General features: G+C 53.8%; 11 protein-coding genes. 8 read left to right on the top strand and 3 right to left on the bottom strand.

Features of this window, described 5'->3' with window-relative positions; translation table 11 throughout:
* Positions 1 to 152: 152 nt before the first annotated feature.
* Positions 153 to 1,202, bottom strand: a complete 1,050-nt coding sequence (locus tag DS906_RS08410; protein ID WP_199528512.1) for a substrate-binding domain-containing protein — start codon at positions 1,200 to 1,202, stop codon at positions 153 to 155.
* 601 nt (positions 1,203 to 1,803) lie between these two features.
* Positions 1,804 to 2,199, bottom strand: a complete 396-nt coding sequence (locus DS906_RS22045) for a hypothetical protein (RefSeq protein WP_147235213.1) — start codon at positions 2,197 to 2,199, stop codon at positions 1,804 to 1,806.
* A gap of 214 nt (positions 2,200 to 2,413) precedes the next feature.
* Here DS906_RS22045 and DS906_RS08405 point away from each other — a divergent pair, with 214 nt between their 5' ends.
* Positions 2,414 to 5,614: an endonuclease/exonuclease/phosphatase family protein gene (locus DS906_RS08405; protein WP_233494729.1), complete on the top strand. Its 3,201-nt coding sequence runs from the start codon at positions 2,414 to 2,416 to the stop codon at positions 5,612 to 5,614.
* A gap of 224 nt (positions 5,615 to 5,838) precedes the next feature.
* Positions 5,839 to 6,231 carry a hypothetical protein gene (locus tag DS906_RS22480; RefSeq protein WP_113789750.1) on the top strand — a complete coding sequence of 131 codons (393 nt, stop codon included), beginning with the start codon at positions 5,839 to 5,841 and terminating at the stop codon, positions 6,229 to 6,231.
* Between the two features lie 111 nt (positions 6,232 to 6,342).
* Here DS906_RS22480 and DS906_RS08395 read toward each other — a convergent pair whose 3' ends face one another.
* Positions 6,343 to 7,377 (bottom strand): AraC family transcriptional regulator, encoded by a 1,035-nt coding sequence (locus DS906_RS08395; protein WP_113789749.1) that lies wholly within the window; start codon positions 7,375 to 7,377, stop codon positions 6,343 to 6,345.
* A 351-nt stretch (positions 7,378 to 7,728) separates the two neighbouring features.
* Between DS906_RS08395 and DS906_RS08390 the strand changes: the two genes are divergently transcribed.
* From DS906_RS08390 to DS906_RS08365, 6 genes are all read left to right on the top strand, one after another.
* Positions 7,729 to 8,295, top strand: a complete 567-nt coding sequence (locus DS906_RS08390; protein ID WP_113789748.1) for a hemerythrin domain-containing protein — start codon at positions 7,729 to 7,731, stop codon at positions 8,293 to 8,295.
* Between the two features lie 8 nt (positions 8,296 to 8,303).
* The gene (locus DS906_RS08385) at positions 8,304 to 9,365 is read left to right on the top strand and encodes a glutathione S-transferase C-terminal domain-containing protein (protein WP_113789747.1); all 1,062 of its coding nucleotides are present in this window, start codon (positions 8,304 to 8,306) and stop codon (positions 9,363 to 9,365) included.
* 66 nt (positions 9,366 to 9,431) lie between these two features.
* Positions 9,432 to 10,508: a cysteine synthase A gene (cysK, locus tag DS906_RS08380; protein WP_113789746.1), complete on the top strand. Its 1,077-nt coding sequence runs from the start codon at positions 9,432 to 9,434 to the stop codon at positions 10,506 to 10,508.
* 304 nt (positions 10,509 to 10,812) lie between these two features.
* On the top strand, positions 10,813 to 12,252 hold the full coding sequence (locus DS906_RS08375) for a sodium:alanine symporter family protein (RefSeq protein WP_113789745.1): 1,440 nt from the start codon (positions 10,813 to 10,815) through the stop codon (positions 12,250 to 12,252).
* A complete protein-coding gene (locus DS906_RS08370; RefSeq protein ID WP_113789744.1) occupies positions 12,230 to 13,189 on the top strand; it encodes a glutaminase in 960 nt (319 codons plus the stop codon). The genes DS906_RS08375 and DS906_RS08370 overlap by 23 nt, the downstream gene beginning before the upstream one ends.
* Before the next feature lie 253 nt (positions 13,190 to 13,442).
* Complete coding sequence (locus DS906_RS08365; RefSeq protein ID WP_113789743.1) at positions 13,443 to 15,110, top strand: sulfatase-like hydrolase/transferase; 1,668 nt, start codon at positions 13,443 to 13,445, stop codon at positions 15,108 to 15,110.
* The last annotated feature ends 41 nt before the right edge of the window (positions 15,111 to 15,151 follow it).

Below are 15,151 nucleotides of genomic sequence, written 5' to 3'. Positions count from 1 at the left end.
ATTCAGAAAGGTGTTTCAGACAATCCCCACCCTGCGCGGCAATTTTGACCGAGGTATCTAAGGAAGGAGGGCACCATGAAACCGCGCGCGGGGAGTACACGCATTGGGAGCTAAATGGCGAAACGCCCTCCTTCAGGAAACAGACCCGGGGATCAGTTCCCGTAGACTTCTTCCTTGGAATAGAAGCCGCCAGCGATGATGGTGTCATCAATGTTGCCCTGTGTCACAAGCGTGATCGGGGTCACGATCGTCGGCACATCCGCAAAGCCATTGTTGATGACCTTGTCGACTTCAACCAAATCAGCCGGTGCCGTGTCCGGGTTCTTTGCCAATGCCACGGCCACTTCTGCCGCAGTTTCGGCCAGCGGATCGATCTGCTTCCAGATTTCAACCGCCTGCTTGCCTTGCGCAACGTATTGGATATTGGCCAGATCGGCGTCAGAACCTGCGACAAACACCTTATCTGATGACGCCAAACCCTGTGCTTCCAGCGCCGCGATAACACCTCGGGCCATGCCACTGTTGTTGGCGATAAAGGCATCAATGCCGTTGCTGTTTGAGGTCAGCGTGTTTTCAGCAGTTGCCATGGCCTTTTCCGACGACCACCCTTCGTGTGCCTGGTTGGTCACCAGTTCCAATCCTGGATTGGCCTCAACGATTTCCAGAACGCCGCTGCTCATGGCAATAGCGTTGGAGTCGCCAGGCTGGCCTTGAATTAGAGCGATCTTTCCGGAAACCTCTCCATTCTTGTCGGTGAGCCATTCAACCATGGCTTCGCCCTGCAAGCGACCGACAGCCCAGCTGTCCTGCATAACCATCGCATCCAACGGCCCGTCCACCAGCATTGAGTCATACCCAACAACGCGGACGCCCTCGCTGTTGGCCATGCTGACCATGCTTCCGGCAGTACCAGTATTCACAGGCTGCAACACAATAACCTCTGCACCCTTGGCAAGCATGTTTTCGAATTTCGCCAGCTGGGTCAGTTCATCATTGTTTGCTGAATCAAAGATGACTTCAGCACCCAACTCCTCTGCTTTCGCAGTAAATGCAGCGCGGTCACGCTTGTAGCGTTCTTCCTGCATGGTTTTCAGCAGGAACCCAATTTTTACATCGCCCGCATTTGCGGTTCCCGCGGTCAATGCGACGGCGGCAACAGAAAGCAGGGCAGCTCTACGGGTAATGGTCTGCAATAGGGACATAATTCCTCCAGTGTATGTTCCTTGGCTGTCGGACCACTTAGGTCGACAACACGAACTGCTTCGCAAATTGTGCTGGATGCCGGTTAACCGGTGGGATCAAGCGTCAACCTCAAAGCGATAACGCTAACATAGCACCGTAAAATGAGCTCAGAATTTGTATATCTAGAAAGAATACTTATTCAGTGAACCATTGAATTCTCTGTGCCTGAAGATACTATGTATATTAAACAACACCTTAATGACTTCCGACTTTTTGATAAAAGCCATTGAAAACTCTTGAAAAAGTTACGCCGAACTGAGTATTGATCGCAAAATGGTTTTCAAAACCTCGAAATCGGCAATCGTACATCCTGCTGAGAATGTCGGGGGAAAACGTCTCGCGTTTTCCGTATTAGAGCGCTCAAGCAGCTAACATAGATCCAAGCGAAAGCTTCGTTCGCACCAAAAGTCAATTCATGGCAAGCGCTGTTGAATGGCCGCTAACCGAGACTGTGAATGCATTTTTGCGGGAGCAGCGAAAGTCCGGAATCCGCCCTTCGCGACGGATGCTGCGCTTTGCATCAAGGACAGCAACAGGCTCGTTCCAGTCATTCGCTGCACTTCACTCGAATGTCGGCTTTAGGAATTTTGGGCAGCTCAGCCACCATGCCGCAAAGATCTGGCCCGTTATTGCTTCCCTGTTCGTACCAATTATTTCGCTGATACCGGTACAAATTTTCCTTGTTAAAATGTTTAGGGAAATCCCACTCAAACTGCTGTTTTCTTTGCCGAAATCAAGTCGACAGGCTGGAATATCGGCAAAATCAGCAATTTTTCCCTGTATTTTCCCTGTTAACAGGGAATTTTGGTGCAGACTGGCTAGCTCAAAACTGCCTGCACAGCCACAATTTCCTTTTACCGTGTGATGTAAATCGCAGCTCGTCCAGCTAGAAATCCTTCTCTTGTCAGGTGGGAACACGATTTCGTTCGTCGCAGGCCGTTTTGTGCGGCCAGTCACGGCGGAAAACCCTGACCTCAGGTGACAGATGGTTGGACAGCCGAGCACGGATCAAAAAACGATACCGTGTTTTCAGACGGCAAAGCTCCGCCGTATTAGGCCAGCTACGTACAACCAGTTAAATAACATCGCCAGGTTGAGCTACCTTGAGTTGTGCTGAGGCGAGTCGCATATGGACCGCCGTTCATTCACCAATTCAAAAAGCGAGGCTCACATGGTTACTACATTGGCTGCGGGTGATATTGCGTTTACTGGGTTCAATTCGGACAATCCCGACGAGTTCACATTTGTTGCTTTGACTGACATTGAGGCGGGAACCGAGGTCAAATTCACCGACAACGGTTGGTTCGCGGCCGGTGGGTTCCGCAGCAACGAGGGGGTATTCGTCTGGACGGCGCCGGCAAACATCGCTGCGGGTACAGTGATAAACCCTGCATTTACCGGTCCAAATTTCTCGGCCAGCGGCGATCAGATTCACGCCTACCAAGGTGATGACGCTGCACCTTCTTTTGTCGCATCAGTTCATTTCAATGGAAACGGGTATGAGGCTGACGCAATATCGTCGAATACCTCTGCACTGCCCGCGGGTCTGACCGTAGGTACCAGCGCAATTGCCATCCCTGAAACCGACAATGGCGTTTATAGCGGCCCGCTTACTGGTACCAAAGCTGAATTGCAGGCCGCCATTAACGATCCCGCCAACTGGACGACCAATAACTCCAGGATTGAAGATATCGAGCCTACGGGTTTTACGGTCACGGATGCCGCGCCCTCGCCATCGGTCGTCATAAATGATCTGGACCTGGCGGCCGATGAAGGGGGTATGGCGGATTCATATGAAGTCACGTTGTCTGTCGCGCCCGAGCAACCCGTCACGATCACCATAGCCGCAGGAGCTGATCTTGACGTTGCACCAACCGAATTGGTGTTTGACGCGACCAATTTTGACCAGCCTCAACAAGTCGCAGTCACCGCCGTTGACGACGACCTGCCCGAAGCAGCCGAGGTTGTGGACATTCAGCACACGGTAACCTCGGGCGATCCTGCTTTCGACGGTATTCTGGCCCCTGTTGTCGAGGTGTCCATCTCGGCCAGCGACATCGAAATCGTATCGATCTATGAAATCCAGGGCTCAGGCCATGTGTCGGAGTTTGTTTTGGCAGATGGGCAAACGGTTGCCGAATTCTTCGAGGACTTGCCTGCCGGCCCATCAAACGTTCTGGGCGATATGGTTTCAACCAGTGGCATCGTCACTGCGGTAGATTCCAACGGATTCTATCTTCAGGATCCGGAAGGCGACGGAAACGATGCGACCTCGGACGCGATTTTCGTGTTCACCGGATCAAGCCCTATAGTGTCAGTAGGTGACGCCATTTCCGTGGGCGGAACCGTTGCCGAATTCTTTCCCGGCGGCACAGGCAGTGGCAACCTGCCGACCACCCAACTGACCAATGTCTTTAACCTTGAGGTGCAGTCATCGGGCAATGCGCTGCCCGAAGCGGTTCTGATTGGCAATGATCCGGGTGAGCGGGCGGTGCCCAACCAAAGCATCGACGATGATGCGTTTGCCTCATTCGATCCAACCCAGGATGGCATCGACTTCTTCGAAAGCCTGGAAGGGATGCGCGTGACTGCAACGGATTTGCAAGCCGTCAGCGGAACCAGCCGGTTCGGTGAAATCTTTGCGGTTGCCGATCAGGGCAGTGGCGCAACCGGACTTTCAGAGCGCGGAACGCTCAATATCTCACCAGACGACTTCAATCCTGAGAAAATCCAGATCGACGAAGACAGTGGGATTTTCGATTTCGACTTTCCCACGGTGAATGTCGGCGATCACCTTGGCGACGTCACGGGTGTGGTGGGCTATAGTTTCGGAAATTACGAAATCCTGCCGACCGAGGATTTTACAGCGAATATCCAGTCAGCCGGGTTGGAACAGGAAACGACCACACTCGCCAGTTCAAGCAACGAGCTGACGATTGCCACATACAATGTTCTTAACCTCGACCCCAATGATGGCGACGACGACCAGGACGTTGCCGACGGTCGGTTTACAGCCATTGCCGAGCAGATCACCAATAACCTCAACAGCCCGGACATCATTGGTCTGCAAGAGGTGCAGGACAATTCGGGATCGGACAATGACGGAACCGTCTCGGCGTCGGAAACCCTGGCGGAACTGGCCGCGGCTATCCTGGCGGCGGGTGGCCCGGCTTATGAGGTGATCGACAACACCTTTATCGGGGACGGAACATCCGGGGGTCAGCCAGGCGGCAATATCCGCACCGCCTTTCTCTACAATCCTGATCGTGTCTCGTTAGTGGAAGGATCCGCGCAGACCATCGGTGGGCAAGGTGAAGGCGAGGCCTTTGAGGGCGCGCGTTTGCCGCTGGTCGCTGATTTTGTTTTCAACGGTGAAACCGTCACGGTGGTCAATAACCACTTTTCATCCAAAGGTGGGTCCGCGCCTATTCTGGGGACCGAACAGGACTTTGCCGCTCGCCAAGAAGACGTTGATGTAAACGGCAGTCTGGATGAGCGCCAGGCCCAGAGCCAAGCCGTTCAGGATTTCGTCAATGGACTGGGTGATGGCGCCAATGCGGTTGTGTTGGGTGACTTCAACGAGTTTGAATTTGTCTCACCCGTAGCTGACCTTGAGGCCAATACCGACCTCGTCAACCTGACAAACGATATCCCGGAAGACGAACGTTATAGCTTTGAGTTTCAGGGCAACAGCCAATCGTTGGACCATATTCTGGTGTCCGAGGATCTGCATTCCGGGGCACTGGTTGACATCGTTCACGTCAACTCAGAGTTCGCAGCAACCAGCGGGCGCGCCTCGGATCACGATCCCATGGTGGCAAGCCTGTTCATTCCAGAAACCCAGAGTTTGGCCGTTGAGTTCGAAGCGGGCCGCTGGTTCAAAACCAAGGCCTTTGAAAGCATCGATGGCGAAGTTGTGGATGTCGACAGGCTTGGCCCGGTGCGCAACAGCCTCACATTTTCGGACGTAGGTATCAAAGTGGATGCGGTTGATCCGACCAATTTTGAACTGGTTGCGATCAAACATGGCGCGATTGGCGTGTTCTCATTCGGCGACTCGTTGTTTAGCCGCGATGCTGCATCGGTTGACGGTGACGAAAGCCTCAGAATTGCGCTGGAAGACGCGGACCAGGAAGCAGTGGAGTTCATCTTCAGCTTTGGCGACAGTCACGGCAGCGGTGAAGTCGAGGTTGCCTTCTACGATGACGGTGTTCTTGTCGACACCATGGTGGCGAATGCCGACGACGGTGATTTCTCGGGCTCACTCGGGCGCACAACCTTTGATGCGGTAGAGCTGTCAGCGATCGACGACACCATGTTTACAGTCGACGAATTTTCGTTCGAGGTGATCGACCAAAACCTGATTGCGTAAGACAATGCCACACGAGGTCAACCCGGGACCACCGTGTGGCATACCACTGACGCATCTAAGCGCATCGCGAAAACCAAAGAACTCGAACAGAGAATTTTAGCCTAAGTGATTTAGTGAATGTGGTGGGTTGCGAAAAAACCTGGCAGCTGAACCATGCAGGTTTGATCCCATCTGACGACCTGTAAGATCTCCATCCGCAGCTTTGTTATGGCTACCGGCCATTCATGCCTGGCACAGCATTGATCACCTTGGGGTTAAAGCGGCACCTTGCCGTGATGATCAATGTTCCCGTGGCGGCGAAGCGAACCGACGCCAGCTTGATGTCTTTTCTCAAAACCTTGACGTGCAATCGCAATAAACCCGAGCCGCAGAATGCCAAATTGAATGCACACACAGCGTATCAAACACGCTCAACTGAAAGGAACCAAGAAATGAATAAAGTAATAATTGCATCCGCTACCGTGTTCGCGCTGATCGTAAGTGCCGGAATGTCCTCGGCGCACCCGTTGGGTGGCCTCAACCAACAAACCGTAAATCTGCCTGGCCCCGGCTACCAAGTGACACCAGAGCTATCGAATTCCGATCCTTGTGACTCATGCAGTGATGCCTACTCATAAAGGCGCTGACACATAAAAAAGCGGATGCCTGAGGCTACGTTTCACCAGATCAGCATCCGCTTTCTTGCCCGAAGTCACTGTGCCAACGGAATTACATGCCCTGAGATCAACCTAATTGGTTCGGACACTACCCGGAGATTGGCCCGTCCAGGTCTTGTAGGCATTGGTAAACGCAGCTTGATCAGAATAACCCAGTGCAAAAGCAATCTCTGAAAGGCTTAGCTTGGGGTCATCAAGATACTGTTCTGCCAACCTTGCGCGAATGTCTTTTAGCAGCTGTTTATAGGTTGTGCCTTCTTTGGCAAGTTTGCGTCCAAGTGTACTGATACTCATCCCCAGCGTCTTCGCGATTTCATCTTGTGTAGGAGCGTTAAAAGACAGTCGGGACGTAATCTCGCTTTGCACCAAAGAACTTGTTTCGCCGATTGCAGGCGGCAAATCCTTCATCAAAGTTTGCACATGTTTTTCAAGATGCAGAAGCAATGCGGGGTCTGTATCTTTGATCGGAATATCCATCACTGTCTTGTCAAACAAGATACCCGGAACCCTCTGACTCTGCTTAATATTGACCGCTAAAGCACCGGAGATTTCGGATTGCCTTTCTTCGGTCAATTCATGCGGAAAACGTATCTCAAGGACTGGCAAGGGCGCTTCAGCTGCAATCTGAATACTGGTCAAGAAAGCGGATATTCGAAACTCATTATGAGCTCCATCAGAACGCATTAGTTCAGCGATGGAATCTATCTCCAAGAACATCCCACGCTCTTCTTCATAAAATGACAGTTTGGCGAAGCCCCGCGCCAGGCGCGCGTAGGTCACAGCTTTCTCAATTGCGTCGCGAGCGGTCGGAGAGTTCAAAACGACATAGCTGAGAAGTGTCGTTTTTCTGGGGTTGAATGTTTTTCCCGCTGAGATCGCAAACAAGGGATCACCGGTCTCTTCAATGGCAAGCTCTAGGAGGCGAAGCTCATTCCGGACATCAACAAAATCCAGTGGTGTTTCGTGGAGATCAACGGGTAGGTTGGCCGATCTCAGAAGCGCAACAATATCCGAGCCACGGTTTTCCAGAAGCTTGGCAATGTGATGCACGCCAAAACCTGGAACATTCCAAGTTTCGCTATCAGAATTCACTTTGTTCTCATTCATTTTGCCATACCGCCCGAGACTGAAACGCCCCGTTTAACTAAAGCGCTTTGCGTTTTGGGCGATAATAGACAAGCTGCAAAAGCTATGCCAAGCAATCGTTTGGTTGCCGCTAGAAGGGCAGGCAAACGAAAATCTACTGCCGCATAATCTTGCGGCCTTGCGCCACCGGGTCACCTTCGCTCCATTGGCACCCGCCGACGTGACAATCTTAAGATTAGACGCGCCATGCAAGATGGCCGATTTGACTGACACACCTTTTGACGATGTGCAGAGATAGACACCAACTGTGCATCTTTGAGCCTAACGGTGCGAGTTTTCCGCACACACATGTTTGCGGAAAGGAGTAAGCTCATGCTTGATACATACGACATTCGCACTGCCGAGATGCCGGGCGAGATGCAGATCTTGCTCGAACAATATCCACGCGACAGCTGGGAAACACACCCCGGCTTCACCGAGAAAACCCGTCACTGGCTGGGTGCCCATCTGATGTTTCGGCGCCTTGCCCGGCTGGTTCGCTCCGATGCAGAAAGCTATCTTGGAAAGGACCTGTCCCCTGAAGAGTATGCCGCGCGCCTGTCCCACTACGGAAACGCGCTTGTTGGAAACTTGCATGGCCATCACGGTTGGGAAGATCATAGCTACTTCCCCGAGCTTTCTGCCGCGGATTCCCGCTTTGACGCCGGGCTAAATGTTTTGGAAAAGGACCATGCCGATCTCGATCTGGTCCTTGACCAATACACAAGGACGGCCAATCGTGTGATCAAGCTCATTCAATTGGATGAGGTTCAGGCCCGATCCGAGGTCGGATCTCTGCGCGACACATCAGAGGCCATCGAGGCCTTTCTGAAACGCCACCTTGGCGATGAGGAAGACCTTGCGGTTCCAATCATCCTGCACCACCGCCTAAGAGGATAAGGCCACGCATGACCGACCATTCCAAACAGGAAGATCAGGCCGATGCCTTAGAACGTCGCGCACGAGGAGAGTTCGTGCGCGGCGTCAGTGGTTTCCGACATGCTATCGGCGATCCAGAGTTCCCGGCTGAACCGGGGCGCTATCACCTGTTTGTTGCGCTGAATTGCCCGTGGTGTCATCGGTTGACGCTGGCGCGCAATGTGTTGGGTTTGCAGGACAGCATTTCGATGGATGTGGCCTTCCCCAATCGCACTGGCGAAGACGACCCCGAGGGCCCGAACAACTGGCAGTTTGCCCCCGAACTTGTTGCTGCGGCAACCGGGGCAACGCTGCCGGAATGCACTCTGGAAACAGCAACGGGTCAAGGTTTCAGGCTGGTTCGCGACATTTACCGAGCGGAAGGATCAGATGAGCGTTCAGTTCCGATCCTGTATGACAAAAAGACCAGCCGCGTCGTTAACAACGAAAGCGCAGAGATCATCCGTATGCTGAATGACAATGCGGCGCTGCTGGGCGGTTCAAGCAATGAAACCGACCGGCCAAACCTGTACCCGGATGATCCTGCGATCCGGGCTGAAATTGACGAATTGAACCAGCAAATCTACGTCACCATCAACAACGGGGCTTACAAAGCCGGCTTCTCGTCTGACCAAAGCATCTACGCTGCCAGTTTCAACGCTTATTTCAAGACCTTGGCACAGCTGGAAGACCGCTTGGCCAGCGATGGCAGACCCTTTCTTACCGGGGACCGTTTTTCGGAGGCCGATCTGCGGCTTTTCCCAACACTCTACCGCCATGACCCGGTTTACTACCTGCGCATGAAGCTGAATGGTGCCAAAATCCTTGATTACCCGCACCTCTGGCGCTGGCTTTGTCGCGTCCATGGCCTGCCCGGGGTGGCGACTAGCAGTTCATTGGATCACTGCCGGCAAGGGTATTTCGGTCGAAGCTGGAATGGTGTCATTCCCGCAGGCCCATTCGTGCCGATGACGTACCCAAAAGCTTATGGGCATCCTGAACTAGCGGTTCAGCACGGGACTTCGTCGGTCACTCCCAAGACAAATGTTTAAAGCGCCGAAGCAGCGAAATTGGTATAAACTGGCACAGATTTTGCCAACCAAAAGAGGGATAACGCCATGGGAATTCGGCAGACTGAGGGACGCAAACGGCTTTACGACAGTGTTCTCGACACCGTAGGTGACACGCCCTGCATACGCATCAACAAGATCGCGCCGTCACATGTCACGGTCTATGTGAAATTCGAGGCTTTCAATCCTGCAGCTTCGGTCAAGGATCGTTTGGCGCTGAACATAATCGAGGCGGCGGAACGTGACGGGCGGCTGAAACCCGGCCAGACCGTGGTCGAGGCCACATCCGGAAACACTGGGATCGGCCTGGCGATGGTGTGTGCAGCCAAAGGGTATCCCCTGGTGTTGACCATGGCCGACAGCTTTTCGGTCGAGCGTCGCAAGCTGATGCGCTTTCTGGGGGCAAAGGTCGTGCTGACGCCGCGGGCGCAAAAGGGCTTTGGCATGTATGTCAAAGCCAAGGAACTGGCCGAACAGAATGGATGGTTTCTGGCCAGCCAGTTCGAGACGTCAGCAAATGCCGACATTCACGAGAACACCACTGCCCGAGAAATCATGGCAGATTTCGAAGGTGAGCGGCTGGACTACTGGGTCACCGGCTATGGCACCGGCGGAACGGTTTCCGGTGTCGCGCGCGTTCTTCGGAAAGAACGCCCCGGCACGAAAATCATCCTGACAGAGCCCGCCAACGCAGCGATTGTGTCATCGGGTTACACAAACACCCGCAACGAGGGTCACCAGCCCACCGAAAGCCATCCGAATTTTGAGCCACATCCGATTCAAGGCTGGACCCCAGACTTTATCCCATGGGTTCTGCAAGAGGCGATCGACAAGGATTACTATGATGAATTGATCCCTGTCCCCGGTGCCGAGGGGATTGAATGGTCCAGACGGCTGGCGTCGGAAGAAGGAATTTTTACGGGAATATCTGGTGGCTCGACGCTTGCTGCAGCTATGAAAGTGGCCGAGCAAGCGCCACAGGGATCCATTTTGCTAGTGATGTTGCCAGACACGGGCGAGCGCTATCTCTCCACACCACTTTTCGACGGGATCGAAGAAGATATGACCGAAGACGAGCGCGTGATTTCGATGTCGACACCTTCCGCACAGATGGCCGCTGAATAGGCAAAGCACACTTCATCTGGACGCTTCTATAACTATAGCTTTCGGGACGATCTGCGCCCCGAAAGCCCTTTTCGCAGTTCGCTCACAACCTTCGGAACAAGCAGGTCAGCCTGTAGTTGAAGCCGCGCAAAAAGTCGTCACCCGAACAAATTCTCATCGTTAAATCAATTGTATATGTCGGGACGTTTCGCCGATTTTCGGGTTTGAAGCTTGACTCGGCGACCCTCCCTTCGTGCATGATGGAAGAACAAGCATCGTATTTTAGCTGCTTTTTCGAACGGTCTGAATTCTCAGGAGGCGGACGATGGAAGCAATTGTTAACGGCATTAACTCTATTCTTTGGAACTACGTCCTGATCTACGGGTTGCTCGGCGTCGGCGTATTTTTTACCATTCGTCTGGGCGCGCTGCAGTTTCTACATTTCGGCGAGATGATCCGAGTTCTGACCTCGTCCAAATCCACTGACAAACGCGGAATTACACCATTTCAGGCACTGACCGTTAGTCTGGCGTCACGCGTTGGCACTGGGAACCTGGCCGGTGTCGCTGTGGCTTTGACTCTGGGTGGCCCCGGCGCCATCTTCTGGATGTGGATCGTGGCCCTGGTCGGGATGGCAACGGCTTATTCCGAAAGCACTCTGGCGCAACTTTACAAGGTCACATCTTCGAACGGGCGGTACCGTGGCGGTCCTGCTTTCTACATGGCCAATGCGCTGAACGCGCCCTGGGCCGGTGTGATCTTTTCGATCTGCCTGATCGTCAGTTTCGGCCTTGTTTTTGTCGCCGTCCAATCCAACTCAATCGCCGAGGCGTTCGAAGGCGCGTTCGGGTTGAACAAATTGATTGCTGGTCTTGCGCTGGCGGCTGCCGCTGCTGTGGTCATTTTTGGCGGCATCCGAACCATTGCGCGGTTTGCCGAAATCGTCGTGCCGCTCATGGCCGGACTTTACCTGTTGCTGGCCTGTGTCGTCGTCGTCATGAACCTGCCACAGGTGCCTGCAATGCTGTGGTCTATCGTTGCAGGGGCCTTTGGCCTTCAGGAAGCCGCAGGCGGCGTCACGGGTGGCGTGATGGCAGCAGCGCTCAATGGTATCAAGCGCGGGTTGTTTTCAAACGAAGCTGGCATGGGTTCGGCCCCCAATATCGCGGCCGTTGCCACACCGGCTCCGCATCATCCTTCGAGCCAAGGATTGGTTCAGGCGTTTGGCTGTTTCGTGGATACGATACTGGTCGCCACCGCGACCGCATTGCTGATCCTGCTGTCTGGTGCCATTGAACCAGACGGGGCCACCGGAATGCGACTAACTCAGGATGCAGCAGCGGTCCATCTGGGTGAAATCGGGCGCCATTTTATCGCAATCGCAATCGTGTTTTTTGGCTTTACGTCGATATTGGGAAACTACTCATACGCAGAAAATGCCATGACGTTTCTGAAACTGGAAGGCAAAGTGCCCATCTACATCTTGCGCCTGGGCTGTCTTGCCATGGTCGTCTGGGGTGCGGTGCAAGCGGTCAGCACAGTGTTCAATTTTGCAGACGCAGCCATGGGCGTAATGGCAACCATCAACCTGGTCGCCATCGTGCTGCTGTCGGGCACGGTATACAAACTGACCGTGGACTATTTCACGCAGCGCAGACAGAATCTTGAGCCCCGTTTTGTTGCAAGCAAATTCCCTGAATTTGACAAAGGCGTGGACCACTCTGTCTGGACGGAGGAGGCACATGCCGAGACCCAGCGTGATTGAAACCGGTGAGTTGCAGGTCATTCTGGATGACATCGCCGATCGCGTTGCCGGCATGTCCGAACGCGGAAAGGTCGCCCGATATATTCCCGAACTTGCCGGGGTTGACCTGAACCAGTTCGGCATCGCCGTCGCGCCCATTGACGGCGCGCCTGTATCGGCCGGAAACGCGGACACGTTGTTTTCCATTCAAAGCATTTCCAAGGTTTTTTCGCTGACAGAAGCCCTGCAACATGTGGGCGCGACCCTTTGGCAACGTGTGGGGCGTGAGCCTTCGGGCGATCCGTTTAACTCAATCGTCCAGCTCGAACATGAACGTGGAATTCCCAGAAACCCGTTCATAAACCCCGGAGCCATCGTCGTGGCCGACGTTCTGCTAGAAGACCGAAGCTCGGATGAGGCGGTCAACGATGTACTGAACCTTTGCCGGACGCTCGCAGAGGATCAGTCCATTCAAGTGGACAAGGCCGTTGCAGACTCCGAGATGCGGACAGGGTCCAGAAACAGGGCACTTGCGCATTTCATGAAAGCCGAGGGAAACCTAAAAGCGCCGGTCGAAGATGTTCTGTCGCTATATTTCCGCCAATGCAGCATCGCCATGTCATGTCGTCAATTGGCGGTTGCGGGCCGATATCTGGCCGCCGCGGGGCAGAACCCGGCAGATGGTTCAACCGTTCTGTCCGCGCAGCGAGCGCGCAGAGTGACTGCGCTGATGATGATGTGCGGATCTTATGACGCCTCGGGCGAGTTTGCATTCCGCGTCGGGCTTCCCGCCAAAAGCGGTGTCGGAGGCGGCATCCTGTGTATTGTTCCAGGCATCGCAGCTGTTACAGCCTGGAGCCCGGGACTGGACGCAAAAGGCAACTCGCATCTGGCCAGCATTGCATATCAGGAGCTGGTCCGCGCAACCGGATGGTCGGTGTTTGGGCCGAATATTTGACGAACCGAAACACGCAGTTCGCATTACCCGCCTCGCTCGTACATTTCGGGTGGTTTTCGCAACCTTCCGGGGTTCTACCGTCAGACGCAAAGACACGTGGCATACGGCCAGCATATGACGGACTTTCCGAAGAAATCGAAACGCAGCCTCCACCCGGCTTTTGCAACGTAGCGTTTCAACAGCAAATATAATAATGTTTCAATATGACAAACAGCCTGCGCTGTAGAGTCGGCATTCTGAAGGGGAGATTAGAATGAAATTGCAGTGTGTTTTTGTGTTGTCGATGGGCTTTGCCGCCTTATCAGCTGAAGCGCAGGAAAACCCAATTCAACACGATGCGGAATTCTATATCCTTCAAGCACAGCTTGGATCGCAATGGGCCCAGGATGACGCGGCCGTTGACCAAGCACTGGCTGCGTTTCGGGAAAGTAACGGTGGAAACCCTCCAAATATCGTCAGTGTACTGATCGATGACTTGGGCTTTGGGGATATGGGCATCCCAGAGCTGAATGCAGTACGCGGGTATGAAACACCGAACATTAATGACTTCTCGGATCAGGCCATGCGGATGGTTCGGATGTACACCGAACCTTCGTGCACACCAACGCGCGTGGCACAAATGACCGGACGCCTGCCTGTCCGTATGGGTATGGGGAACACACAAGTTGATATTGCCGGAGAAGGCCTGCCGGGTGGCGAAATTACACTCGCTGAAGTGCTTAAGCAGGCCGGCTACTCCACGAGTCATGTTGGCAAATGGCATATGGGTGACATTTCAGAAAGCTGGGCAATGAATCAGGGGTTTGACTATGCCCAGCATGCGATTCATCAGCAAGGTCAGTTAACCATATTCCACGATGACGCGATTAAGGAGCAGGTTTCCGTAGCCATCAACGATTATGACGACAAGTATACTGTCGACAAGTGGTTCCGACCCGACGCCTCGGCCATGATGACCGTGATTGAAGGCGAGGCCGGGGGGCCCATCCGCGAAATTAGGATGAAACCCGGCGAACGCTGGAACGCGGCCAAGTATGACGAGATGAACCAAGCCTTCCAAGACAAGACCATGGAAGAACTAGAGCGCTTGGCTGGTGGCGAGGATCAGTTCTTCCTGCAATACTGGCCGATGATCCCACTGGACAACACACGGACCGGCCGGACCGGACCAAAAAGCGCAAATGGCGGCCTTTATGTCGACAAAATGCAGCTACTTGACCAATGGCTTGGAGATCTCTTTGCCAAGATTGACGAGCTTGGATTGGCTGAGAACACCATCGTTATTGTAATGGGCGACAACGGCCATTTTACCAAATATTCACCGCAATCTGGGTTCACACCGATGATCTTCCGTGGCGGCAAGGCTGACACCACTGAAGGTGGCGTGCGAGTTGACGCCTTTATTCGATGGCCCGGCATGATCGAAGCGGACGGGCTGCTCAACAGTATCATCCACGTCTCGGACCTTTATACCACTTTGTCGCGGTTTGCCGGTGCTGATGAGTTCATACCGCGCGACCGCCTGATTGACGGAGTGGATCAATCCGCTGCGCTACTTTTCGACGATGAATCCAAATCGCGTCGCGATCACGTGATCATCTATTCGGACAAAAAACCCGAAGCGATCGTCAAGGATCAGCTCAAACTCATCTTGCCGCCTCCGGGCAAGAACCCGATCGCGGCCAAGTTCTTTGACCTCTACCGAGATACTCGTGAAGAATTTTCAGTCTCGACCGAGGTTGGCGCATGGGGCGGCCAGGAGTTTGTGCGCATCTTGGGTCGTCACATGGCACGAAAGGAAAAATTCCCGGATGTGCCTCCAGCTTATGGCGCGCCCTATGAGGGGATCGAAAACACCCGCCCCGAAACCCAGCTAGCCGTAGATGCGTTTCTCATAAAACGCGCGGCACCACAGCAATAATCCCTGACCGCCCGCAGTTTTCCCGCAGGCGGCCTATTGGA

Origin of the sequence: Ruegeria sp. A3M17, from assembly GCF_003318255.1 — a bacterium.
GTDB lineage: Bacteria > Pseudomonadota > Alphaproteobacteria > Rhodobacterales > Rhodobacteraceae > Ruegeria.
This window is presented reverse-complemented; position numbering and strand designations above follow the sequence as displayed.